Consider the following 23740-nt stretch of genomic DNA (forward strand, 5'->3'; position numbering starts at 1 on the left):
TTGCACCGGTAGAAGCATCGAGGCGCCTTTTCGTTCCAGGGGCGGCCTATGGTAAACCAATTCCTAACCTGGTTCGGCGATGAATGGTCTTTCCCAAGACGGAGAAGGAGGAAAAGATGTCCGTTCGCAATGCCGCAAAGCGTTTCACCAGCGTCATGACGGCCGCCAGCCTCTCGCTCGCCATGCTGATGCCTGCCGGGCCGGCCTTCGCCGATGCCGGCTTCCGGCAATGGGTCGCCGGCTTCCGCGCCACCGCGGTGCAGGGGGGCGTTTCCGGCGCCGTCTATGACCGCGCCTTCAGGGGCATCGACGAACCCGATCCGGTGGTGCTGGAAAAAGCCCGAACCCAGCCGGAATTCACCGCGCCCGCCTGGGATTATTTCGACAACCGCGTCCACGACCAGTCGGTCGCGGTCGGCCAGCAGATGGCCAGGAAATGGAAGCCGTGGCTGGACAGGATCGAGGCGAGGTTCGGCGTTGACCGCAACGTCCTGCTGGCCATCTGGTCAATGGAATCCAACTATGGCGAGATCCTCAAGCGCGACGACATCATGCGCAATGTCGTCCGCTCGCTGGCGACCCTGGCATATGGCGATCAGAAGCGGTCGAAATATGCCCGCACGCAACTGGTCGCCGCACTGAAGATCCTCCAGACCGGCGACATCGACGAGAGCCACCTCATGGGTTCCTGGGCGGGCGCCATGGGCCAGACCCAGTTCATCCCGACCAGCTACCAGCACTATGCCGTGGACATGGACGGCAACGGCAAGCGCGACATCTGGAATTCCATTCCCGATGCGCTGGCGACATCAGCCAATCTGCTCAAGAAGAATGGCTGGCAGGCCGGCAAGACCTGGGGCTACGAGGTGGCCTTGCCGGCCGGCAAGCTGCCTGCAGGCTCCAGGACGCTGGCGCAATGGCAGGCGCTCGGCGTGGTCAGGGCGAGCGGCAAGCCGTTCAGGAACCTCAGCGACAAGGCGACGTTGAAAGTACCGGATGGCCGCGGCGGTCCCGCCTTCCTGATGATCAGGAATTTCTCGGTCATCAAGGCTTACAACAATGCCGACAAATACGCGCTTGCCGTTGGCCTTCTTGCCGACGAGATCGCCGGTTCCACCGGCCTCGTACAGGACTGGAAACGGCCTTTCACCAAGCTGACGTTCGAGGAAAGGCAGGAATTGCAGAAGCGGCTTTCCCAGCACGGCCTTTATGATGGCAAATTCGACGGCAAGATCGGCGACGGGTCGAAGTCGGCCATCATGGCCTATCAGGCAAAGGTCGGCTTGACCCAGGACGGCTATCCGAGCATGGAAGTGCTCAAATGGCTCAGGCAAAAATAGGGCCTGTCATGAACTGAGGAGGAGCGATTGGCTTGGGCTGCGCGCATCGGGACGTTCATTCCCCGCATGCTGGTGCTGTTCCTGGCCGTCGCCGTGCTCGCCGTCGCCATGGCAGGCGCCTTCCATGCGCCCGCCATGGCGCAGGAGCAGCAAAGCCGCGGCTGGTCATTGCGTGACCTTCTGTTCCCGCGCCGCAGCGAGCGGATCGAGCCGCCGCTGGACATCCAGAAACCAAGGCCCAGGCCCAAGGCAAAAAAGCCGCGCGCGCCGCGTCCGCCCGCGGAACCGGAAATCCCGATCGCCGAGAAGGCGCCGGACGCCCGGGTCGTCCTGGTGGTCGGCGATTTCATGGCGGCCGGGCTCGCCGAAGGTCTAGACACCGCCTTTGCCGAGAATACCGGCGTCAGGATCGTCGTTCGCTCCAATGGCTCGTCGGGCTTCGTGCGCGATGATTTCTACAATTGGCCAGAACAGATCAAATCATTGATAGAGACCGAAAAGCCCGCCGCCGTGGTCGTGATGCTGGGTTCCAACGACCGCCAGCCGATGAAGGTGGGGGATGTGCGCGAGCAGCCCCGTTCCGAGACCTGGACCAAGGAATACGAGCGCCGCACCGAAGCGTTCGGCAAGGCCATCGCCACGGCCAAGGTGCCTTTCCTGTGGGTCGGCATGCCGGCGTTCAGGGTTTCGAAGATGACATCCGACATGCTCGCCTTCAACGACATCTACCGTCAGGCGGCCGAAAGCCATGGCGGCGAATTTGTCGATATCTGGGATGGATTCGTCGATGAGAACGGCGCCTTCGTCACTAGTGGCCCCGACATCAACGGCCAGCCCGTGCGGCTGCGCTCCGATGACGGCATCAACATGTCGAAGGCCGGCAAGCGCAAGCTCGCCTTCTATACCGAAAAGCCGCTGATGAAGGTCCTGGGCCTGGCCGCGCCGGGAAGCGTCGCCCCGACCGCTGCTCCTGCCGGCGCGCCGGTCGAGGCGCCGGCGCCGGCCGCCGCTCCCATCGTCATTGACCGCACCGCGCCGATGCTGCTCAGCGATCCGGCGCTCGACGGCGGCACGGAACTGCTCGGCGCCGGACCGCCCGCGAAGGCCAACCCGGGCCTGCCCGGCGAAAAACTGGTAGTCGAGGGCAAGGCGCCGGTGGCTTCGCCCGGCCGCGCCGACGATTTCGCCTGGCCGCCGAAGACAAATCCGGCAGCCGCGGCCGCCGCGGCTGGCACGACGACGGCCATCACTCCTTAGCAGCGCGGAGGGCCGAAACCGGTTTTCGGAACTCGCTGCTGCGAGCCATAGGATGGCGTTTTCAAGAACCGGAGCGAGCGTACTTTTTGGGTACGGGAGCACCGGAAGCGCAGAAAACGCCTTATGGCCGCAGCAGTAGAGTTTCCAAACGGTCTCAGCGGGGCAGGACGCTCGAACCCATCAATGCCTCGTCGATCGAACGCGCCGCCTGGCGGCCTTCGCGTATCGCCCACACCACCAGCGACTGGCCGCGGCGCACGTCACCCGCGGCATAGAGCCTGTCGACGCTGGTCCGGTAGTCGCGGTCATTGGCCTCGACATTGCGGGAGCGCCGGCTGTCGGTGACGATCTTCATCTCCCCTTCGAGTTCCGACACCACGCCGGCCATGGCCGGCCCGGCAAAGCCGATGGCGATGAAGGCGAGATCGGCGCGGATGACGAACTCGGTGCCGGCGATCGGTCGGCGCTTATCGTCGACCTCGCAGCATTTGACGCCGGTCAGCTGGCCTTCCTCGCCGATGAATTCGAGTGTCGCCACCTGGAATTCGCGCTCGGCGCCCTCGGCCTGCGAGGAGGAGGTGCGCATCTTGGTCGCCCAGTAGGGCCAGACGGCGAGCTTGTCTTCCTTCTCCGGCGGCTGCGGACGGATGTCGAGCTGCGTGACGCGCACGGCGCCTTGGCGGAAGGCGGTGCCGACGCAGTCGGAAGCGGTATCGCCGCCGCCGACGACGACGACATGCTGGCCGCTGGCGATGATCGGGTGCGACGGCCACGCCACCGACTGGATCGGCTCGCCGCCGACACGCCGGTTCTGCTGCACGAGATAGGGCATCGCGTCATAGACGCCGCCGAGATCGTCGCCGGGGATATTGGCCGCGCGCGGGGTCTCGGATCCGCCGCAATAGAGCACCGCGTCATGCTCGGCGAGCAGTTCGGCCACGGGCTTGTCGATGCCGACATTGACGCCGCAATGGAAGGTCACGCCTTCGCCCTGCATCTGCTCGATGCGACGATCGATATAGTGCTTCTCGATCTTGAAGTCCGGAATGCCGTAGCGCATCAGCCCGCCTGGCCGGCTTTCGCGCTCGTAGACATGGACATCATGGCCGGCGCGGCCGAGCTGCTGGGCGGCGGCCATGCCGGCCGGGCCGGAGCCGATGACGGCGACGCGCTTGCCCGTCTTCCTCTCCGGCGGATAGGGCCTGATATGGCCGGTCTCGTAGGCCTTGTCGGCGATCGCCTGCTCGACCGTCTTGATGGCCACCGGAATGTCCTCGAGGTTCAGCGTGCAGGCTTCCTCGCAAGGCGCGGGGCAGATGCGGCCGGTGAATTCGGGGAAATTGTTGGTCGAATGCAGGTTGCGGATCGCATTGTCCCAGTCCCTGTTATAGACGAGGTCGTTCCAGTCCGGGATCTGGTTGTGGATCGGGCAGCCGGTCGGCCCGTGACAGAACGGGATGCCGCAGTCCATGCAGCGCGCGGCCTGTTTCTCGACCTCCTTGTCCGACATCGGCAGCGTAAACTCGCGGAAATGCCGGATGCGGTCGGAGGCCGGCTGGTACTTGTGCACCTGCCGGTCGATCTCGAGAAAGCCTGTTACCTTGCCCATAGTCCAGTTCCTGCTGTCCAGATGGTGCGGTTTTCGCCGCACCCGTTAACCTCTTCAGGCAGCCGTGGCAACCTTCCGCGAGAGGTCAAATTATCAGTGACATGGAGCCGGGAAGCCTAGGCTTCCCGGCCTTTGCGAAGATCTATTCGGCCGCCACGCTCATGCGCATGCGTTCCATCTCGATCAGCGCGCGGCGGTATTCGACCGGCATGATCTTGCGGAATTTCGGCCGGAACGCCGCCCAATTGTCGAGGATCTCGCGGCCGCGCACCGAACCCGTATAGTGCACGTGGTTCGAGATCAGCTGATAGAGCCGCTCCTCGTCATGGCTGGTCATGTCACCCGAGACGTCGACGCGGCCCTTGTGGTCGAGGTCGCCGCCATGATGCAGCAGCTTTTCCATCAGGTCGTCTTCTTCCGGCACCGGCTCCAGCTCGACCATGGCCATGTTGCAGCGCTCGGCGAAATCGCCCGCCTCGTCCAGCACATAGGCAACGCCGCCCGACATGCCGGCGGCGAAGTTGCGGCCGGTCTTGCCGATGACGACGACGATGCCGCCGGTCATGTATTCGCAGCCATGGTCGCCGACGCCCTCGACGACGGTGACGACGCCCGAGTTGCGCACCGCGAAGCGCTCGCCGGCGACACCGGCAAAATAGGCCTCGCCTTCGGTAGCGCCATAGAGCACCGTGTTGCCGACGATGATGGACTCGGCCGCGACGATCTTGGCTTCATCCGGCGGCCGGATGATGATGCGGCCGCCCGACAGGCCCTTGCCGACATAGTCGTTGCCGGCGCCGACCAGCTCGAAGGAGATGCCGCGCGCCAGGAAGGCGCCGAAGGACTGGCCGGCGGTCCCGGTCAGCTTCACCTGGATCGTATCCTCGCGCAGGCCCTTGTGCTTGAAGCGCTTGGCCACCTCGCCCGACAGCATGGCGCCCGCCGAACGATCGACATTGCGGATGTCGACCTCGATCTTGACCGGCAGCTTGGCCTCCAGCGCCGGCTTGGCCAGCTCGATCAGCTTGCGGTCGAGCACGTCGTCGATCGGGTGCTTCTGCCGCTCGGTCCAGTGCACCGCCTCATGTGGCGCATCGGGCTTGTAGAACATCTTCGAGAAGTCGAGCCCGCGCGCCTTCCAATGCTGGATCACGTCGCGCTTTTCCAGGAGATCGGCGTCGCCGATGATCTGGTCGATATGGGTGAAGCCCATTTCGGCAAGCAGCCCGCGCACCTCTTCAGCGACATAGAAGAAGAAGTTGATGACGTGCTCGGGCGTGCCCTTGAAGCGCTTGCGCAGCACCGGATCCTGCGTCGCCACGCCGACCGGGCAGGTGTTGAGATGGCATTTGCGCATCATGATGCAGCCGGCCGCGATCAGCGGCGCGGTCGAGAAGCCGAACTCGTCGGCGCCGAGCAGCGCGCCAATGATGACGTCGCGGCCTGTGCGCAATCCGCCATCGACCTGCAGCGCCACGCGCGACCTGAGACCGTTGAGCACCAGGGTCTGGTGCGTCTCGGCAAGGCCCATCTCCCACGGGCTGCCGGCATGCTTGAGCGACGTCAGCGGCGAGGCACCCGTGCCGCCATCGTAGCCCGAGATGGTGATGTGGTCGGCGCGCGCCTTGGCGACGCCCGCCGCGACCGTGCCGACCCCGACCTCCGACACCAGCTTGACCGAAATGTCGGCCGCCGGGTTGACGTTCTTCAGATCGTAGATCAGCTGCGCCAGATCCTCGATCGAATAGATGTCGTGATGCGGCGGCGGCGAGATCAGGCCGACGCCGGGCGTCGAGTGCCGGACCTTGGCGATGGTGGCGTCGACCTTGTGGCCGGGCAACTGGCCGCCCTCGCCGGGCTTGGCGCCTTGCGCCACCTTGATCTGCATGACGTCGGAGTTGACGAGATATTCGGCCGTCACGCCGAACCGTCCGGAAGCGATCTGCTTGATCGCCGAACGTTCGGGGTTCTTGCCGCCGCCGGGCAGCGGCAGATAGCGGTCTGCCTCTTCGCCGCCCTCGCCAGTGTTCGACTTGCCGCCGATGGCGTTCATGGCGCGCGCCAGCGTCGTATGCGCTTCCCTGGAGATCGAGCCGAACGACATCGCGCCGGTCGAGAAACGCTTGACGATCTCGGCCGCCGGCATGACGTCGTCGAGACGGACCTTCTTGCGGCCGGTATCTTCCGCCAGCCTGATCTTGAACAGGCCACGAATGGTCTGCGCGCGCGCCGTCTCGCTGTCGATCTGCGCGGAATACTCCTTGAAGGTCTCCCAAGACCCCTGACGCACGGCATGCTGCAAGGTGGCGACCGCGTCGGGCGACCACATATGCGCCTCGCCGCGCATGCGGAACAGGTATTCGCCGCCGACATCCAGGCTGTTGCGCAGCACCGGATCGTTGCCGAAACCATCCGTATGACGCCTGAACGTCTCCTCGGCGATCTCGTCCAGCCCGACGCCTTCGATCAGCGTGGCGGTGCCGGTGAAATACTTCTCCACGAAATCGGTCTTCAGCCCGATCGCGTCGAAGATCTGCGCGCCGCAATAGGACTGGTAGGTCGAGATGCCCATCTTCGACATCACCTTGAGGATGCCCTTGCCGATCGACTTGATGTAGCGCGACACGACTTCGTAGGCGTCGACCTCTTCCGGCAGTTCGCCGCGCTTGTGCATGTCGAGCAGCGTGTCGAAGGCGAGATAGGGATTGATCGCTTCGGCGCCGTAGCCGGCAAGACAGCAGAAATGATGCACTTCGCGCGGCTCGCCGGATTCCACGACGAGCCCGACCGAAGTACGCAGCCCCTTGCGGATCAGATGATGATGCACCGCGGCCGTGGCCAGAAGCGCGGGAATGGCGATGCGGTCCGGCCCGAGCTGGCGGTCGGACAGGATGATGATGTTGTAGCCGCCGGCGACCGCCGCTTCCGCCCGCTCGCACAGCCGATCGATGGCGCCCTGCATGCCGGCCGCGCCCTCGATCGAGGCATAGGTGATGTCGATCGTCTTGGTGTCGAACCGATCCTCGGTGTGGCCGATGGAGCGGATCTTTTCGAGATCGCCATTGGTCAGGATCGGCTGGCGCACTTCCAGCCGCTTGCGGCGCGAACTGCCGACCAGGTCGAAAATGTTGGGCCGCGGGCCGATGAAGGACACCAGGCTCATCACCAGTTCCTCGCGGATCGGATCGATCGGCGGATTGGTGACCTGGGCGAAGTTCTGCTTGAAATAGGTGTAGAGCAGCTTCGATCTGTCCGACATCGCCGAGATCGGCGTGTCGGTGCCCATCGAACCGACGGCTTCCTGGCCTGTGGTGGCCATCGGCGACATCAAGAGCTTGGTGTCTTCCTGGGTGTAGCCGAACGCCTGCTGGCGGTCGAGCAGGCTGACATCCTTGCGCAGCGCGCGCGGCTCGACCGGCTTCAGGTCCTCCAGGATGAGCTGCGTATTGGCGAGCCAGGTCTTGTAGGGATGCCTGGTGGCGATCTCCGACTTGATCTCCTCGTCGGAAACGATGCGGCCCTTGGCAAGATCGATCAAGAGCATGCGGCCGGGCTGCAGCCGCCACTTCTGGACGATCTTTTCCTCCGGCACAGGCAGCGCGCCGGCCTCCGACGCCATGATGACCCGGTCGTCGTCGGTGACGATGTAGCGCGCTGGCCGCAAGCCGTTGCGGTCGAGCGTGGCGCCGATCTGGCGCCCGTCGGTGAAGGCGACCGCGGCGGGCCCGTCCCACGGCTCCATCAGCGCCGCGTGGTATTCGTAGAAGGCCTTGCGGTCGGCGTCCATGAGCTTGTTGCCGGCCCAGGCTTCCGGGATCAGCATCATCATGGCGTGGCTGAGGCTGTATCCGCCCTGGAACAGGAACTCGAGCGCATTGTCGAAACATGCGGTGTCGGACTGGCCCTCATAGGAGATCGGCCAGAGCTTGGAGATGTTGTTGCCGAACAGCTCCGAATCCACCGACGCCTGGCGCGCCGCCATCCAGTTGTTGTTGCCGCGCACGGTGTTGATCTCGCCATTATGCGCGACCATGCGATAGGGATGCGCCAGCTTCCACGAGGGGAAGGTGTTGGTGGAGAAGCGCTGGTGGACCAGGATCAGCGCCGTTTCGAAGCGCGGATCGGACAGGTCCTTGTAATAGGCTCCGACCTGATAGGCCAGGAACATGCCCTTGTAGACGATGGTGCGCGCCGACAGCGACACGCAGTAGGCGCCGATGTCCTTGTTGTCGTTCTCGGCGTAGATGCGGCCCGATATGACCTTGCGCAGCAGATAGAGCCTGGCCTCGTACTCCTCGTCGTCGGGAATGTCGGCCGTGCGTCCGATGAAGACCTGCCGGTGGAACGGCTCGGATGCCACGATATCCGGGGCCTTGGAGAGCGACGAATTGTCGACCGGCACGTCACGGAAGCCGAGCAGCGGCAGCCCCTCGGACTGCGCCGATTCGGCAATGATGTCCTCGACATGGGCGCGCAGCGCGGCATCCTGCGGCATGAACCAATGGCCGACGCCATACTGCCCCGCCGGCGGCAGCTCGACGCCCTGCGCGGCCATCTCCTCGCGGAAGAAGCCGTCGGGAATCTGCACCAGCACGCCCGCGCCGTCGCCCATCAGCGGATCGGCGCCGACGGCGCCGCGATGCGTCAGGTTTTCGAGCATGGAAAGCCCGTCCTCGACGATCGTGTGCGACTTCGCGCCCTTCATGTTGACGATGAAGCCGACACCGCAGGCATCGTGCTCGTTGCGCGGATCGTAAAGGCCCTGGGCGGTCAAACCGGTGCGGCGGGTATTGGCCAGGGTTTTGACGGCTGCCGCTTTCGTCTGCGCGGCCTTGCCGTTCGTCGCAGCGTGCGTCAATTCCGTCATCGTCCTGTCCTCCATTCCGCGTCCTTGCGGGCGCTGGTTTGCCTCGGGAAGCGCATTGCTTCCCCTTCATCCTTACGGCACGTCTTGCGAAATCCTTGTCGAACCATGCGGCTCGCCGCGCGGTTCGCATCCGGTATCGTACAGGCCAGAGCACGGCCGTCCACCTGTCGCTCGCGGCAAAAGCCGGAGAGGCTTAGAATACGCCAATCCAGCCTGTTTTGCGCGACAAAATAAGACAGCACTACTGTCCTAAATTTTTATGGCAGAAAAGCCGGGCGCATACAAGACCGATTCACAAAAAACTTCGGCGTTCCGCGACACAAAGTTTCGTGAAATACCCGCTAAACGCAAGCTTCCGTCCCTGCCGGTTTTCGGCAGTTCGCTGGCTTTACCCGTTTTCTGGCGTCTGGCCCTTGCGAGCCAGCCATGAAACCGGTCAAGGTTGCAGCGATTTTCCCAGCACAGGCAGATGCATGTTCTTCGCTTCCGACAATTGGGCAGGCGCCCACCCCAACATCGCCTCCGGTCTCTCGGCCCACGCCGGCGGCTTTTCCACTGCCTATGGCGATGGCGCGCTCGACCAGGCCGTCTGCCAGCGCTTCAGCGAAATCTTCGAACGCGAGGTTGCGGTGTTCTTCGTGGCCACCGGCACCGCCGCCAATTCGCTGGCGCTAACCGCCTACAACAAGCCCGGCGGCATTTCCTTCGCTCATCGCGAATCGCATGTCATCGAAGATGAGTGCGGCGCACCGGAATATTTCTCCGGCGGCTCGCGGCTGCATGCCGTCGATGGCGCGCTGGGCCGGATCGATCCGCACAATCTGGAAACGGCGATCGGCCGTTTCGCCGGCGAGCTGGTCCATTGGGGCCGGCCGATGGCGGTCTCGATCACCCAGTCGACGGAGGTCGGCACGGTCTACGGCCTGCATGACATCGCCGCGATCTCGGCCATCGCGCGGCAACATTCCGTGCCATTGCATATGGACGGCGCCCGCTTTGCCAATGCACTGGTCGCGCTCGACACGACGCCCGCCGAAATGACCTGGAAAAGTGGCGTCGACATACTGTCTTTCGGCGGCACCAAGAACGGCTGCTGGTGCGCCGAGGCGATCGTGCTGTTCGATCTCGAGCGTGCCCGGGAATTGGCCTTCCTGCGCAAGCGCGCCGCCCAGCTGTTTTCCAAATCGCGCTTTATCGCGGCACAGTTCGAGGCTTATTTCCGCGACGGCCTGTGGCTCGACACCGCCAGGCACGCCAATGCCATGGCTGCCCGCCTTGCCGCGGCGATCGAGGATTCCGAGACGGCGAAACTGGCCTGGCTGCCGCAAGCGAACGAGGTTTTCGCGGTGATGAAAAAGGCTGAAGCCGACAGGCTGCAGGCGGCGGGTGCTGTTTTCTACGACTGGCACAAGCCGCATGGCTTCGAAGGCCATATCGGCGAGGACGAATTGCTCTATCGCTTCGTCACCAGTTTTGCGACGACGTCAGAGGAAGTCGACCGCTTTGGCCAGTTGATCGCCGGGTAATTGCTGTTCCCGGCAAAAAAAAAGAAGCGGCGCCTTTCGGCGCCGCTTCCGTCTCGGGAGGAGACTTAGGGATTACGCAGCGGTCTTGGCCTCGATCTGCTTGGCCTTGGCCGGAGCCGAAGTGATCGCGATCTTGCGCGGCTTCAGTTCCTCGGGGATGTTGCGCTTCAGGTCGACAAAGAGCAGGCCGTTCTTCAGCGTGGCGCCCACGACCTCGACGTGGTCGGCAAGCTGGAAGCGGCGCTCGAAGGCCCTGGAGGCAATGCCGCGATAGAGCAGTTCGGAACCCTCGCCGGTGCCCTCATCCTTGCGCTCGCCTTTCACGGTCAGCACATTGCGGTGGGCCTCGATCGAGATCTCCTCGTCCGAGAAGCCGGCGACAGCCATCGAGATGCGGTAGGCATCCTCACCGGTGCGCTCGATATTGTAGGGCGGATAGGTCTGCGCGCCATCGGGCTGCGCAAGGGAATCAAGCATGGTGAAGAGACGGTCGAAGCCGACGGTCGAGCGATAGAGCGGGGAAAAATCAACGTGACGCATGGTGTGTTCTCCTGTTGAGCAACAAGGTTTGCGTTTGGCCGGTGCGAAACCCGTGAGCGGCGTTCCGGTTTGACCAGCGGCCCCGACATTGGCGGCCGCAATCCACATTTGGGGAGCGGGCAAAGCCATTTCAAGATTTTGCCTCCCGGCAAAAACCGAGGATGAACGGCAGATGAACCGGCGCTTTTGCGCGCGTTCAGACAGCCGCCGCTAGACTGCTCTCGACATCAAGGACAAGCGGCGCCGGATTTGCATGGACCGGGCGCCGCGACGAGGCCGAACCGGGTGCAACGTCCCTTCCTCCCGGATCGACAGGGGCCGGAAGCGCGCTCATAGCGGCTTCCGGCCTTCCCTGTTGCCGATCCGACGCTCCCGGAATTCCTTTGCTTTTGGCCCATGGACGGCTATCAACCTTGGCGAGGCCGGCCACGACAGGCAGGCATGCGAGACGCCGAGCACGAAGCGCCGAATGACGGATCTCCCTTTTCACGAAACTCCCCTTTTTCATGAAACTGAGGGCAACCCGCGACCGGAAAACGCCACCGGCGGCTTTTTTACGGCACGCGACGGCAAGAAGATACGCTATGGCCTGTTCGCCGCGGTCGCCCGCCCGATGAAGGGCACCGTGGTGCTGCTGTCCGGCCGCAACGAGTGCATCGAGAAATATTTCGAAACCATCCGCGACCTTGCGGCGCGCGGTTTTGGCGTCGCCACGCTGGACTGGCGCGGCCAAGGCGGCTCCGACCGGCTGATCCGTGATCGCCAGCGCGGCTATATCAGGTCCTTCCGCGACCACACGGCCGACCTTGAACAGTTCTTCGAGGAGATCGTGCTGCCGGACTGCCGCGGGCCGTACTACATCCTTGCCCATTCGGCCGGCGCCGTGATCACGCTGCTTGCTTCGCCCTCCATGGTCAACCGCGTGCGGCGCATGGTGCTGATCGCGCCGTTCTTCACCTTGCCCGACCTGCCCGTCTCGATCCGGACGGTCCGCCGCGTCTGTTCGCTGTTTTGTGCCCTGGGCCTTGGCCGGCTTTACGCCGCCTGGGGGCCGCGGCCGAAGGTTACCGCTCCCTTCGACACCAACAAGGTAACGACGGATCCGGAACGCTACCGCCGCAACACCAAGATCTACGAGGATCACCCGCAACTGGCGCTTGGCGGCCCGACGATCCGCTGGCTGAGAGCGGCTGCCGAAGCCGCGGAAGCGGTAAGCGATCCCGAATTCATGGCCCGCATCCGGGTCCCCCTGCTGGTCATCGCCGCCGGTGCCGATCAGGTCGTCTCGACCAAGGCCGTGGAAGCCTATGCCAGGCGTCTGCGCCTCGGCTCGCTGCTCATGATCGACGGCGCGCGTCACGAGATCCTGCAGGAGGCCGACATCTACCGCGAGCAATTCCTCGCCGCCCTCGACGCTTTCATTCCCGGCAGCGACGACCCGACGGCCTGATGGCGCGTATTGCCGAGACCGGAGCCGGTCCGGCGCCGGCTCATGCCTGGTTGGCGAAATTCCATAATCCGGTTGGCCCCCCAGGTCGCCCCGCTATCCGCCGACAACGCCCGTTCCCAGCACGCCGTCTTGCACGGATCAATGTCGGACGATGATCGCGCCGACGCCTCGGCAGGTTTAACGGCTATGCATGCTTCTCAATTCGGCCGTTCGGCCGGAGACAGCTCGACGCCTGGTTCCCGTTCCGGCGCCGGGCGCTAGTTACCGTCCGCAGAGGTCAGTCGACGGGATCGGGAGGAGCGGTCATGAACGCATCGGGCACGCTGCCACGCCAGGGCCATCGCCTGCTGCAGCTCGGCATCGCCCTCCTGCTGTTTTCGTCATTCGAAGGGTTCGCCATCCCATACCTCGCCGCACCGCGGCTCGGATTGTCGGTTCACACGCTCAGCGCCCTGCAGGGCGTCCTGCTGCTGGTTTTGGGTCTCGTCTGGTCCAGGCTCAATCTCGGCGTCGCGATGTCGCGGATTGCGTTCTGGTTCCTGATCTATTCAGCCTTGGCCGTCCTGGCAGCCTATGTGATGGCCAGCCTCTGGGGAGCCGGCAACGAGACGATGCCGCTGGCGGCAGGAGCCGCGCATGGAAGCGCCTTTCAGGAGCACGCGATCAAAGCCATCGCCTATTCGTCCGCGCCGACCGGCCTCATCGCTTTCGCGCTCATTCTATGGGGCCTGCGTCTCTCGGACGCCTAAAGCGCATCGCGGCGAAACGGATGCTCAGCCGCGCAGGGCCGCCATCGCCGCCGCATGGAGTTCGGGCGTCGCCGCCGCCAATATGTCGCCGCCATTCTCGGCCGGCGCGCCGTCGAAGGTAGTGACCACGCCGCCCGCCTTCTCGATGATGGGGATCAGCGCCACGATGTCATAGGGCTTCAGTCCGGGATCGGCGACGATGTCGACGCTTCCCGCGGCGACCATGGCGAAGGCGTAGCAGTCGGTGCCATAGCGAGCGAGTTGCACCTGCCTCTCGAACTGGTCGTAGCGCAGGCGCGCCTCGCCCTTGAACAGCGCCGGCGTCGTGGTGAACAGCGTTGCTTCAGCAAGGCTCGTCGTCTTGCGTGTGACCAGTTTGCGCGGCCCGCCCGGCCCCTCATAATGGGAGCCGGAGGCGTTGGCGTAGAAGAGCTCGCCGGTGAAGGGCTGCGACATCAATCCGGCAACGGCATCGCCCTCCACCGTCAATCCGACCAGCGTCCCCCACACCGGCAGGCCGGAGATGAAGGCGCGCGTGCCGTCGATCGGATCGATTACCCAGACATGCCTGCTGGAAATATTCTCGCTTCCATGTTCCTCGCCGAGAATGCCATGGTCCGGATATTGCGCCGAGATCAGCGCCCGGATGGCACGCTCGGCTTCGCGATCGGCTTCGGTGACCGGATCGAAGCTGCCCTTTTCCTTGTTGGCGACCGCGCCCTGGTTGCGGAAGCGCGGCAAGGTTTCCGCCGCCGCCGCTTGCGCGATGCGGCGCATGAAATCGATGCTGATGTCCAACTGATTCTCCCGCATTGCAGCATGCCCGAGCCCACGTGTGCCGCCAGTTCCGCGCCAAGACAAGGGTGTTCCAGGATTTTTCGCCGCGCCGACTGTTGCCAGAATAACACGCCGGCGCCACCGAAGCGCAATTTCCACATCACTCTGAATTAAAAAAGCCGGTAGGTCGCTTGACATTTGTGCAGCGCACCATACCCTTGATCTCGGACAGGGTTTCCTGTCCATGCCCTCCTTGGGCGTTTCCTCCCTAGACTTCGACCGTATCGTGCGAACGATGCGGTCTTTTTTTCGCCGCCAGTTCCAATCCCCGCCAATCCCGATCCATGTCGCCCAGAACTATGCGGCGGTTGTGGATGGCGCCATCTAATGAAACCGGGCTCTGTTCACTCCGCGGCCAGCGGCAGATCCATGAAATGGTGGTCGGGCATGGCCATCAGGTCGGCCGAAAATCGCGCCAGGTCGTCGGCCAGCGCATCGAAGCCCGCCGCTTTCTCGAATGTCCGCTCATTCATATAGAGCCCGCGATTGACCTCGATCTGCAGCGCATGGAGATGGCGCGCCGGGCGACCGTAGTGTTCGGTGATGAAGCCGCCGGCATAGGGCTTGTTGTGGGCGACGGTATAGCCCATAGCGTTGAGCAGGCCGATTGCGGTCTCGGTCAATGCCGCGGTGGCCGAGATGCCGAAGCGGTCACCAATGATGAAATCGGGCCGCAGGCCGTTGTCGCCGACGCGGATGCTCGCCGGCATCGAGTGACAGTCGATCAGCACGGCAAAGCCGAAACGCGCGTGGGTTCGCGTCAACAGCCGTTTCAGCGTCTCATGATAGGGTTTGTAGACCGCCTCGATGCGGGCAACCGCTTCGGCCAGCGGCAGGCGGCCGGAATAGATGTCGAGGCCTTCACCGACAAGCTTCGGAACGGTGCCAAGCCCGCCGGCCACGCGTGCGGAACGGATGTTGCAGAAGGACGGCACCGGCTCGGCGAACATGCGCGGATCGAGTTCCCACGGCTCGCGGTTGACGTCGAGATAGGCACGCGGGAAATTAGCCGCGAGCATCGGCGCGCCAAGCGCCACCGCGCCGCCGAACAGCTCGTCGACATAGCAGTCCTCGGACCGGCGAATGGCGTTGCGGTCCAGCCTTGCCATGGCGAGGAAGCGCTCCGGATAATGGCGCCCGCTGTGGGGTGAGTTGAAGAGGAAGGGGACGCGCTGCTCGGCGCCCGACCGGATTTCGAAGGGGGGAACGACCGAAAAATCCTCGGCTGCCGTCTTCAATTTGAACGAACCCGAAAACACCAATGCATCATGGGATGAAAGTGCCACCTTGACGGCCGCATGTCCAGCATTTCGGCGCCGGCACCGCCTTTCCGAATGCGGATTATGCCGCGCCTCGTTCACTTGATGTTTACCCTCGCCTCCTCATATACAGGATGGTTAACGGCCCTGCCTTTCGGCAGAGTCCGGGCGGGTGATTCGGACGGGATATCATGGCACGCATTCTTCTGGCGGAAGACGACGACGATATGCGTCGCTTCCTCGTCAAGGCGCTGGAGCGCGCCGGTTACCAGGTCAGCGATTTCGACAACGGCGCCAGTGCCTATGAGCGGCTGCGCGAGGAACCGTTCTCGCTGCTTTTGACCGATATCGTCATGCCGGAGATGGACGGCATCGAGCTGGCCCGCCGCGCCACCGAGATCGATCCCGACCTTAAGGTCATGTTCATCACCGGTTTCGCCGCCGTTGCGCTGAACCCGGATTCCAAGGCGCCGAAAGACGCCAAGGTGCTGTCGAAGCCGTTCCATCTGCGCGACCTCGTCAACGAGGTCGAGAAGATGCTGCAGGCGGCCTGAGCCGTTTTTGCCCAAGGCATCGGCGACTATCGGCCGGTGCGGCAAAACGGAGCCTTCTTTCCCTTTTCCTGCTATTGACGCGCCGGATCAAAAATGGTGTATGCGCGGCTTCGGATGGGCGTGTAGCTCAGCGGGAGAGCACTGCATTGACATTGCAGGGGTCACAGGTTCAATCCCTGTCACGCCCACCATCCTTTCAAAGACTTGGCTTCTTGGGCCGATTGGCACAGAAACGGCACAAAACGCCCACTGAGCTCCTGAATGGTGCCCTTGAGTATTCCGATGCGGCCGATCCGTGACAGCTTGTGTGTTGCGCCCGATATCGCGCGGATCAAGAAAAAGCCGAACGGAACAACCAGCGCCGTGAGAAGTTAGCCGGCACGCTTCCCTCCGCCCTCCGTCGGCTCAATAGCCCCGTTTGCGCTCGCGGGGCGGGGTTTCTGCGTTTTGGGCATCTACCTCCAATTGCCGACCGAATCGCTCTTTCGGGTGACTTTCTTAAAGGAGTGAACTGTTCAAATCTGGAGTCTCTCTAAGCGGGAGGAACGGATGGGCAGCGATTTCGAGGCCGCACGACGACACCTGAAGCGCGCGCGTCAGTGCCTTCATGGCGATGATCACGTGAGCAGAGAAACGGTTGAGAGAATCGATGAAATGATCATAGCCCTGGCCGCGGAGGAGTGCTCTTCGTTTGGCTCCCTCTTCCCCTTCGGCCATCGAACGACGCGGAACTCTGAGGCCGCGTCGTCCAAGGCATAGCTCTACCTGCCGAAGGCAAACACTCGCGGTCCGTCGAGGCCCCGCTGGCTCCGGCCGGCCGGCTCTTCTGTAGACTTGATGAAAAGGCCGGCGCCAACAACCGCTCCGGCCCTATTCCGTCGTCAGTCATTGCAGCTGTCGTCGGCCTTTGCCGCCGCGGTCTTGCCGCCATGCTGCTGCGCCTCGATATCCTGCTGCGATGTTGCGAGATTCTTGTCACCGCCGCCTTCCGCCCCTGCCAACGGCATTGTGCTGCCATCCTTGGCGGCCGGTTTGCCGGCACTATCCTTGGCCTTCGGAGTTTCCAAGGGCGCGTGGGTACCATCTTTCGAAATACCGGCTGTCTGTTGGGTGTCGGCGCCCGTGTTGGCAGCCGACTTGTCCGGACATGCCGCGATTGCAGAGCCCGCAGAAAACGACACCGCAAGCGCGATTACTAAAGCCATTTTCATCATGCTCGTCCTTCTGTTTGAGTGCCCTGCGGGTGAAACTAACGGCGCTTTTCTTTGTTCCGGGCCGGGCCGTATGTCGTCATCGACGCACCACAACCGGCACGTTGATGCCACGGCGACGGCGCCAGATACTCCACGGAAGCGTTCGCCGACTCCCTTGTTATGCGGCCGAAGGGATACTCACCAGGAGTGAATGATGAAACGACTTCTTCTCGCTTCCGTCGTAATGATTCTTTCCGGCGGCCTTGCCCTGGCGCAATCGACCAATACGACGTCGAGCGGCTCCTCCTCCACGACGACAACGATGCCGACGGATCAGAACACGGACTCGACCACGACCAAGTCGACCAACTCCGCTAAGGATTGCGCACCGGGCCAACAGACAGGCAGCGCCAAGGAGTCAGCTCCCGGTCAGCAGGATACCAGCGCCAAGTCCGCGGCCCCTGGCCAGATGGAAACGACGACGGAAGGTTGCTGACCGCATTGCCGCTGATGTCTCGACTCGCAACCTTGGCCTCCAGGTGCCTCGCGTCAGTTGGAACCACCTGCTGGGCTGATAGCCCGTCGGCTTCGGCCGGCGGGTGTCCAATGAATGCGGCTGTGGACTCGGTGACCCCCTACGCAAACGTGACCAAGTTCTCTGAAAAGTGACTGACGATTGTCCGCCTCGACGCGATAACGTTCCTCGACATCAGGAGGAACGCCTTGAAGCTCAATTCGCAGCAGAAGAAAACCGTCCTTGCCTCATTCCTGGGCTGGACGCTCGACGCTTTCGATTTCTTCCTTCTGACATTCCTGCTCACCGACATTGCGTCTGAATTCCAGACCGACGTCCCGGCGGTGTCAAAGGCGCTTTTCCTGACCCTTGCGACGCGCTTCATTGGCGCGTTCTTCTTCGGCACGTTGGCAGACAAATTCGGGCGCAAGCCCATCCTGATGCTCAACATCGTCAGTTATTCCGTGATCGGCGCTTTGGCCGCCTTCTCGCCCAATCTCGGCATATTCCTGGCGCTGCGCGCACTGTTCGGCATCGCCATGGGCGGCGAATGGGGACTTGGCTCCTCGCTTGCCATGGAATCCATCCCGCCCAGCGCCCGCGGCATGGTCTCGGGCATCCTGCAATGCGGCTATCCGGCCGGCTACCTCCTAGCGGCGGTCGTCTATGGCCTGCTCTATCACCAGACGATCGGCGGCTACACGATCGGCTGGCGCGCCATGTTCCTGCTCAGTTTCATCCCGGCCCTGATCGTCCTTTTCATCCGCTCACATGTTCCGGAATCGCCGGCCTTCGTCGAGGCGCGGAAGACCGCAAGGCCCGGCATGCTGGAGACACTGCAAAAGCACTGGGGCGTCGCCCTCTATGCGGTCGTGCTGATGATGTTCTTCAACTTCTTCAGCCACGGCACGCAGGATCTCTACCCGACATTCCTGAAGAAGCAGCATGGTTTCGACCCGCACACGGTGAGCTGGATCACCATCGTCGCCAACATTGGCGCCATCGTCGGCGGTCTGGCGTTCGGGGCGCTGTCCGAGAAGATCGGCCGCGTCAATGCGATCACGCTCGCCTGCGTGATTGCCTTGCCGTCCATCCCGCTATGGGCCTACAGCTCGACGCCCTTCATGCTGGCCATCGGCGCCTTCGTCATGCAGGTCGCGGTCCAGGGCGCCTGGGGCGTCATTCCGGTGCACCTCAACGAGCTCTCGCCCGGCGCGGTGCGCGCGACCCTGCCCGGCTTCATCTACCAGGCCGGCAATCTCGCAGCCTCCTATGGCGGTCCCTATCAGGCGGGCATAGCCGAGGCTCCCGGAGGCAGCTATGGCTACGCGTTGGCGCTATTCGCCGGCGTGGTCGCCGTCTGCATCATCATCGTCATCCGCTTCAGTCCGGAACGGCGCGGCCAGGTGATGACCGTGCTGGACCACGACGTCAGCCGAGTCTGAGCGCCACGACGCCGGCGACGATGCTGAGCGCGGCGGCGCCGCGCCAGCCTGTCATCTTCTCGCCGAGCGCGAACACCGAGATCACCATGGCGAACAGGATGGAGGTCTCGCGCAGCGATGCCACCGAGGCGATCGGCGCCTTGGTCATCGCCCACATGACGATCCAGTAGGCAGCGCCGCTCAGCACGCCGGTGAACAGCCCCGCTTTCCAGTCCCGCGCCAGCACCGGCAAGGCCCGCGGGCCACGGAAGATCAGGCACAGCACCAGCGCTCCAAGCGCATCGCACACGAACAGCCAGGCGGCATAGCTCTGCGCCGTGGCCGCCAGCCGCGCCCCGCTGCCGTCGGACAGTGTGTAGCTGGCGATGAAGATCGAGGTCCCCAGCGCAAAGCCCACCGCGCGCAGGTTCAATCGTTCCAGATGCGCGCCGCCGCGAAACGACATCACCAGCGTGCCGGCCGACAGCAAAAGAATACCCAGAATGGCGAGCGGCGCCGGCACTTCGGCGACCACGAACATACCGCCAAGCGCCGCCAGCAAGGGCGCGGTGCCGCGCGCCAGAGGATAGGTCTGGGCGAAGTCGCCGGCCTGGTAAGCGCCGATCAGGAAGGTCCGGTAGCCCATGTGGAAGACGACGGAGGCAATGATATAGAGCCAGACTTCCGCCCTCGGCACCTCGACGAAGGGAAGTGCGAAAAGCGCGGCAAATCCCATGCCAAGCGTCATCAGGGTGATCGACAGGAAGCGGTCGAGATGGACCTTGACCAGCGCATTCCAGATCGCGTGCATGGCGGCCGCCGCAAGCACCGCGAAGAAGACGAAAAGCGTCATTTGGGCCTCATCCGCCTCCGGGGCCGGCGGGCGTTTCGAGATCGATGTCGATCCTGACCGGAAAATGATCGGAAGCCACTTCGCCAATGTCCGAGCTGACCGAGCGCACACGACCGGCAAACAGGCCGCCGACGAAGCAATGATCGAGCCGGCGCTTTGCCAGCCTGCCGTCGATGATCTTCTCATGCGTGTGGAAGTCATCCGCCGGTTCAATCGCCACGGCCGCGGCATCGACGAACCCATCCAGATAGGCGGCACCGCGATGATAGGGCGTGCCGCCGACGATGCGGCGGTATTCGGCGCTGCCCGGCTCCATGTTGAAATCGCCCATCCAGATCGCCGCCAGCGGGTTCTCCGGCTCTGGCTCGCCATTGCTCCAATTGCGCGCCGGCTCGTCGTCGGCGCCGCTCCACGGCCCCCCATCGGAGGGCGCCCGGCGATGCTCGGCAAGCAGATAGTCGATCTGCTCGAGCCGTTCTTCAGCCGCGACATGGGCGAGATGCAATGAAAGCACCCGCACCGGACCCGCCGGCGTGCGGATCATGCATTCGAGCGCCGCGTTGCGGGTGTTGAGCGGCCGCAGTGTGCGGCGCATCGGCAGCGCATGCAGCCGCGACCAGACGATCGGCAGCTTCGACAGCACCATGGTGCCGAACTGCCGGCGCCGGTTGACGATGCGGCCGTCGCGCTGTTCGCTGGCGTCCATGTCGAAGGCGGGGCCGTAGACCCAGTGATAGTCCGGCAGCAGCCGCGAAAGCAGCTCTGGCTGGTCGTCGAAATTGCTGCGCTGCCAGTGCCGCTCGACCTCCTGCAAGGCGATGACATCGGCGCCGGCAACAATGCGCGCGGCGCGCGCCGGATCGTAGAGGCCGTCGCTGCCGAACCCGTATTGGATATTGTAGCTGACCAGCTTCATTGCTCATCCGGCTCAGTTTGGTGACGGCAGTACCGTTTCGACGGCGACCTTGCAATGGACCGCCGCGGCGGCCCGGCTGGGCCACGACGCAAAAGCCCCTCGCCTCGCCTAGGTCGTCAGCGGCTGGAACCGTCCCGCCGGGGAAGCCGCCAGCTCCGACCAGTCGATTTCTTCCTCCAGCCGGTGATAGGCCTCGTCACCGATCGTCCCGTTGCGGCGAAGTTCTTCCAGCGCGTCGCGCTGGCGCTTGATGGCATAGAGCCGCAGCCGGTCGTACTCGGTTGCTGCCTGGGCGTCGTCGGGGTTCTTGGCGACCTTGCGCTGTGCGGCATACTGCTCGCGCACCGCCGCCGCCGCGGTCGAGGTCTTGCCGCTCAATATGTCGAGGGCCGCCTGCATGATGGCGACACGGGCCTGCGCGACCTCGCGGTCTATGGTCTCGTCCGGTTCGAGACGAAGCAGGCGCAGCAACGGCTTCAGGCTCATGCCTTGCAGGACAAGCGTGCCCAGCACCACGCAAAAGGCGGTGAGCACGATCGGATCGCGGCCGGGGAAGTTCGCCGGCAATGCGAAGGCAGCCGCCAGCGTCACCAGGCCGCGCATGCCGCACCAGCCGATCAGCACCCCGCCGCGAAACGACGGCACCTCTTGCCGCTGCTCCGCATTGCCGAAGCGGGCAAGCCCTCGGATCACGGCGCCGCAGCCCAGCACCCAGGCAAGGCGGGAAACGATGACGACGGCCAGGATCGTCCCTGCAAACAGGAACGCCTCGGACTGTCCCTGCTCGGCCAGGCGACCGACGATCAGCCGCGCCTGCAGGCCCATCAGCACGAAAGCCAGCACGTTGAGCACGAACACCGCCGTCTCCCAGACGGAATAGGAGCTGACGCGCTTTCTGGCCGACATGCGCCGCGGTGCGGTGCGCGCGATAGTCATGGCATAGACGACGATGGTGATGATGGCCGAGAGCCCCAGCCTGTCAGCCAGGATCCAGACGCCGAACGTCCCGGCGAACTGCACGACGGTGCCGCTCGCCGCATCTTCGATGCGTCCAAGCATCGCCTGGGACAGGCGGCCGAGCAGATAGCCCGCGGCCAGGCTGCCGATGGTCGACAGCAGGACCATCGGAACGGCACTGCCCAAAAGAACGGGACCGGCGGCGGCAGTGATCGCGATGCGATAGATCAAAAGCGCGGTGGCGTCATTGAGCAGGCTTTCGCCCTGAAGGATGGCCGTGATGCGGTGCGGCACTTTGAACTGCCCGAGCACGGCGCTCGCGGCAACCGCGTCCGGCGGCGCCACGATGGCGCCGAGGGCTATGGCGGCGGCGATCGGCAGGCCGGCCATTTTCCAGCCGACCAGGGCCACGACGGCGGTCGTGAAAACGACCGCGCCAAGCGCCAACAGCACAAGCGGCAGCCTGTAGCGGTTAAGATCGCGCAGCGATGTGTCGTAGGCCGCGTCGAGCAGCACCGGCGCAATGAACAGCGCAAGCGCCAGTTCCGGATCGATCTCGATCGTCGGCGCGCCGGGCAGGAAGCCAAGGCCGGCACCCGCCAGCGCCAGCAAGGCGGGGTAAGGAACCTGCAGGCGCCGCGACAGCGCCGTCAGCGCAACGGCGATCAGCAGGAGGACAAGGGTGAGCTCAAATAGCGCCATGGCTCATCGTAGCGGCGAAGCAGAGCTCTTGGCAGTGGCAAAGCGGCAAGATGCTGTTGATTGTCCAGCAGGGGAGGATCGTCCGGCAACTGGACCGGTGACCGGATCGGCAGGGCGCTCCGGCCGCGTCAGTGCAGCACCAGCAGGTCGCCCGACGAGAAGGAAATCTCCGCCTTCTCACCGACGGCCGGCGGTGGCGTCGTCGAACTGTTGAACGTGTCGAGCGAAACGGTGTTGCCGCCGATGCCGACCCGGACCCGGATCACCGAGCCGAGAAAGTGCACTTCGGAAATCTCGCCGGACAGGCTTGAATCGCGGCCGGGCTGGCGGCCGAGCGAAATGGCTTCCGGCCGCAGCGCCAATGACAGCGTATCGCCGGACTTCGAGCCGTTGAGCCTGCCCTTGAGCGAGACTTCCTCGGTGTTGACACGGACCTTGCCCGACGCCGCGTCGGTGACGGTGCCTTCCAGCACATTCAGCGTGCCGACGAAATTGGCGACGAACTTGGTTGCCGGCCGGTTGTAGATCTCGAACGGCGTGCCGACCTGCTCGGCCTTGCCGCCATACATCACCGCGATGCGGTCGGAGATCGACAGCGCCTCTTCCTGGTCATGGGTGACGAAGATGGTGGTGATGCCGAGCTTCTTCTGGATCGAGCGGATTTCCTCGCGCAGCGAGACGCGCACCTTGGCATCAAGCGCCGACAGCGGCTCGTCGAGCAGCAAGAGCTTCGGCTTCGGTGCGATGGCGCGGGCCAGCGCGATACGCTGCTGCTGGCCGCCCGAGAGCTGATAAGGATAGCGGTCGGCCATCTGCGGCAGCTTGATGATGCCCAGCATTTCGGCGACACGGGCATCGATATCAGCCCTGGACATGCCGGCGACTTTCAGTCCGAAGCCGATGTTCTGCGCCACGGTCAGGTTCGGGAACAATGCATAGGCCTGGAACACCATGCCGACATTGCGCTGGTTCGGCTTCAGCCTGGTGATGTCCTTGCTGCCGACGACGATCTTGCCGGCCGACGGCTCCTCGAAGCCGGCGACCATGCGCAGCACCGTCGTCTTGCCGCAGCCTGACGGGCCGAGGAATGAGACGAACTCGCCCGGTTCGACGTCGAGATTGAAATCCTCGACAACGGTGGTGGCGCCGAAGGATTTTCGCACATGCTGGATGGAGAGGAATGGCTCGGCCAT

General features: G+C 63.9%; 18 protein-coding genes and 1 tRNA gene. 9 read left to right on the top strand and 10 right to left on the bottom strand.

The window, feature by feature from the left end; translation table 11 throughout:
- The first annotated feature begins 116 nt into the window (after window positions 1-116).
- Together FJ953_RS11415 and FJ953_RS11420 are read left to right on the top strand one after the other, a co-directional pair.
- Window positions 117-1340 (top strand): lytic murein transglycosylase, encoded by a 1224-nt coding sequence (locus FJ953_RS11415; RefSeq protein WP_140496283.1) that lies wholly within the window; start codon window positions 117-119, stop codon window positions 1338-1340.
- 27 nt (window positions 1341-1367) lie between these two features.
- Complete coding sequence (locus FJ953_RS11420; RefSeq protein ID WP_140624327.1) at window positions 1368-2597, top strand: DUF459 domain-containing protein; 1230 nt, start codon at window positions 1368-1370, stop codon at window positions 2595-2597.
- 154 nt (window positions 2598-2751) lie between these two features.
- Here the strand turns inward: FJ953_RS11420 and FJ953_RS11425 are convergent, their stop codons facing one another.
- Both FJ953_RS11425 and gltB read right to left on the bottom strand, forming a co-directional pair.
- Entirely contained in the window at window positions 2752-4206 is a 1455-nt protein-coding gene (locus tag FJ953_RS11425) for a glutamate synthase subunit beta (protein WP_140624330.1), read from the bottom strand.
- Window positions 4207-4348: 142 nt separating this feature from the next.
- Window positions 4349-9073, bottom strand: coding sequence for a glutamate synthase large subunit (gltB, locus tag FJ953_RS11430; RefSeq protein WP_140624332.1), 4725 nt, complete (start codon window positions 9071-9073; stop codon window positions 4349-4351).
- Between the two features lie 473 nt (window positions 9074-9546).
- Here gltB and FJ953_RS11435 point away from each other — a divergent pair, with 473 nt between their 5' ends.
- On the top strand, window positions 9547-10599 hold the full coding sequence (locus FJ953_RS11435) for a low specificity L-threonine aldolase (protein WP_140624334.1): 1053 nt from the start codon (window positions 9547-9549) through the stop codon (window positions 10597-10599).
- A 72-nt stretch (window positions 10600-10671) separates the two neighbouring features.
- Here the strand turns inward: FJ953_RS11435 and FJ953_RS11440 are convergent, their stop codons facing one another.
- Complete coding sequence (locus tag FJ953_RS11440; protein ID WP_140496288.1) at window positions 10672-11139, bottom strand: Hsp20 family protein; 468 nt, start codon at window positions 11137-11139, stop codon at window positions 10672-10674.
- 469 nt (window positions 11140-11608) lie between these two features.
- On the opposite strand from FJ953_RS11440, the gene FJ953_RS11445 reads away from it, so the two are divergent.
- The gene (locus tag FJ953_RS11445) at window positions 11609-12589 is read left to right on the top strand and encodes an alpha/beta hydrolase (protein ID WP_140624336.1); all 981 of its coding nucleotides are present in this window, start codon (window positions 11609-11611) and stop codon (window positions 12587-12589) included.
- Window positions 12590-12894: 305 nt separating this feature from the next.
- Window positions 12895-13338: a hypothetical protein gene (locus tag FJ953_RS11450; protein ID WP_140624338.1), complete on the top strand. Its 444-nt coding sequence runs from the start codon at window positions 12895-12897 to the stop codon at window positions 13336-13338.
- 24 nt (window positions 13339-13362) lie between these two features.
- Here FJ953_RS11450 and hisN read toward each other — a convergent pair whose 3' ends face one another.
- Together hisN and FJ953_RS11460 are read right to left on the bottom strand one after the other, a co-directional pair.
- Window positions 13363-14136 carry a histidinol-phosphatase gene (hisN, locus tag FJ953_RS11455; protein ID WP_140624340.1) on the bottom strand — a complete coding sequence of 258 codons (774 nt, stop codon included), beginning with the start codon at window positions 14134-14136 and terminating at the stop codon, window positions 13363-13365.
- A 383-nt stretch (window positions 14137-14519) separates the two neighbouring features.
- The gene (locus tag FJ953_RS11460; RefSeq protein ID WP_140624343.1) at window positions 14520-15461 is read right to left on the bottom strand and encodes an N-formylglutamate amidohydrolase; all 942 of its coding nucleotides are present in this window, start codon (window positions 15459-15461) and stop codon (window positions 14520-14522) included.
- Window positions 15462-15625: 164 nt separating this feature from the next.
- Between FJ953_RS11460 and FJ953_RS11465 the strand changes: the two genes are divergently transcribed.
- Complete coding sequence (locus tag FJ953_RS11465) at window positions 15626-15988, top strand: response regulator (protein WP_006199474.1); 363 nt, start codon at window positions 15626-15628, stop codon at window positions 15986-15988.
- A 116-nt stretch (window positions 15989-16104) separates the two neighbouring features.
- Window positions 16105-16179 (top strand) — tRNA-Val (locus tag FJ953_RS11470).
- 690 nt (window positions 16180-16869) lie between these two features.
- Here FJ953_RS11470 and FJ953_RS11480 read toward each other — a convergent pair.
- Complete coding sequence (locus FJ953_RS11480) at window positions 16870-17202, bottom strand: hypothetical protein (RefSeq protein ID WP_140496294.1); 333 nt, start codon at window positions 17200-17202, stop codon at window positions 16870-16872.
- A 193-nt stretch (window positions 17203-17395) separates the two neighbouring features.
- Here FJ953_RS11480 and FJ953_RS11485 point away from each other — a divergent pair, with 193 nt between their 5' ends.
- Entirely contained in the window at window positions 17396-17677 is a 282-nt protein-coding gene (locus tag FJ953_RS11485; RefSeq protein WP_140560299.1) for a hypothetical protein, read from the top strand.
- Window positions 17678-17904: 227 nt separating this feature from the next.
- Entirely contained in the window at window positions 17905-19140 is a 1236-nt protein-coding gene (locus FJ953_RS11490; protein ID WP_140624346.1) for an MFS transporter, read from the top strand.
- On the opposite strand, the gene FJ953_RS11495 is transcribed toward FJ953_RS11490, so the two are convergent.
- The 4 genes from FJ953_RS11495 to FJ953_RS11510 all read right to left on the bottom strand — a co-directional run bounded on the left by FJ953_RS11495 (window position 19127) and on the right by FJ953_RS11510 (window position 23740).
- Window positions 19127-19972: an EamA family transporter gene (locus tag FJ953_RS11495; RefSeq protein ID WP_140496297.1), complete on the bottom strand. Its 846-nt coding sequence runs from the start codon at window positions 19970-19972 to the stop codon at window positions 19127-19129. The two genes, FJ953_RS11490 and FJ953_RS11495, sit on opposite strands and share 14 nt — an antisense overlap.
- Before the next feature lie 7 nt (window positions 19973-19979).
- Window positions 19980-20888 (bottom strand): endonuclease/exonuclease/phosphatase family protein, encoded by a 909-nt coding sequence (locus FJ953_RS11500; protein WP_140496298.1) that lies wholly within the window; start codon window positions 20886-20888, stop codon window positions 19980-19982.
- Between the two features lie 108 nt (window positions 20889-20996).
- Complete coding sequence (locus tag FJ953_RS11505) at window positions 20997-22547, bottom strand: sodium:proton antiporter (protein WP_140496299.1); 1551 nt, start codon at window positions 22545-22547, stop codon at window positions 20997-20999.
- Between the two features lie 128 nt (window positions 22548-22675).
- Window positions 22676-23740: an ABC transporter ATP-binding protein gene (locus tag FJ953_RS11510; RefSeq protein WP_140496300.1), complete on the bottom strand. Its 1065-nt coding sequence runs from the start codon at window positions 23738-23740 to the stop codon at window positions 22676-22678.

The organism is Mesorhizobium sp. B2-3-6 (assembly GCF_006442305.1).
Classification (GTDB): Bacteria; Pseudomonadota; Alphaproteobacteria; order Rhizobiales; family Rhizobiaceae; genus Mesorhizobium.

Excerpts from the sequence above, each read along its gene's own strand:
- FJ953_RS11415 (WP_140496283.1), top strand. The coding sequence starts at position 117 with ATGTCCGTTCGCAATGCCGCAAAGCGTTTCACCAGCGTCATGACGGCC.
- FJ953_RS11425 (WP_140624330.1), bottom strand. The coding sequence starts at position 4,206 with ATGGGCAAGGTAACAGGCTTTCTCGAGATCGACCGGCAGGTGCACAAG.
- FJ953_RS11445 (WP_140624336.1), top strand. The coding sequence starts at position 11,609 with ATGACGGATCTCCCTTTTCACGAAACTCCCCTTTTTCATGAAACTGAG.
- FJ953_RS11440 (WP_140496288.1), bottom strand. The coding sequence starts at position 11,139 with ATGCGTCACGTTGATTTTTCCCCGCTCTATCGCTCGACCGTCGGCTTC.
- FJ953_RS11510 (WP_140496300.1), bottom strand. The coding sequence starts at position 23,740 with ATGGCCGAGCCATTCCTCTCCATCCAGCATGTGCGAAAATCCTTCGGC.
- FJ953_RS11505 (WP_140496299.1), bottom strand. The coding sequence starts at position 22,547 with ATGGCGCTATTTGAGCTCACCCTTGTCCTCCTGCTGATCGCCGTTGCG.
- FJ953_RS11480 (WP_140496294.1), bottom strand. The coding sequence starts at position 17,202 with ATGATGAAAATGGCTTTAGTAATCGCGCTTGCGGTGTCGTTTTCTGCG.
- FJ953_RS11435 (WP_140624334.1), top strand. The coding sequence starts at position 9,547 with ATGTTCTTCGCTTCCGACAATTGGGCAGGCGCCCACCCCAACATCGCC.
- FJ953_RS11500 (WP_140496298.1), bottom strand. The coding sequence starts at position 20,888 with ATGAAGCTGGTCAGCTACAATATCCAATACGGGTTCGGCAGCGACGGC.
- FJ953_RS11485 (WP_140560299.1), top strand. The coding sequence starts at position 17,396 with ATGAAACGACTTCTTCTCGCTTCCGTCGTAATGATTCTTTCCGGCGGC.
- FJ953_RS11495 (WP_140496297.1), bottom strand. The coding sequence starts at position 19,972 with ATGACGCTTTTCGTCTTCTTCGCGGTGCTTGCGGCGGCCGCCATGCAC.
- FJ953_RS11450 (WP_140624338.1), top strand. The coding sequence starts at position 12,895 with ATGAACGCATCGGGCACGCTGCCACGCCAGGGCCATCGCCTGCTGCAG.
- gltB (WP_140624332.1), bottom strand. The coding sequence starts at position 9,073 with ATGACGGAATTGACGCACGCTGCGACGAACGGCAAGGCCGCGCAGACG.
- FJ953_RS11465 (WP_006199474.1), top strand. The coding sequence starts at position 15,626 with ATGGCACGCATTCTTCTGGCGGAAGACGACGACGATATGCGTCGCTTC.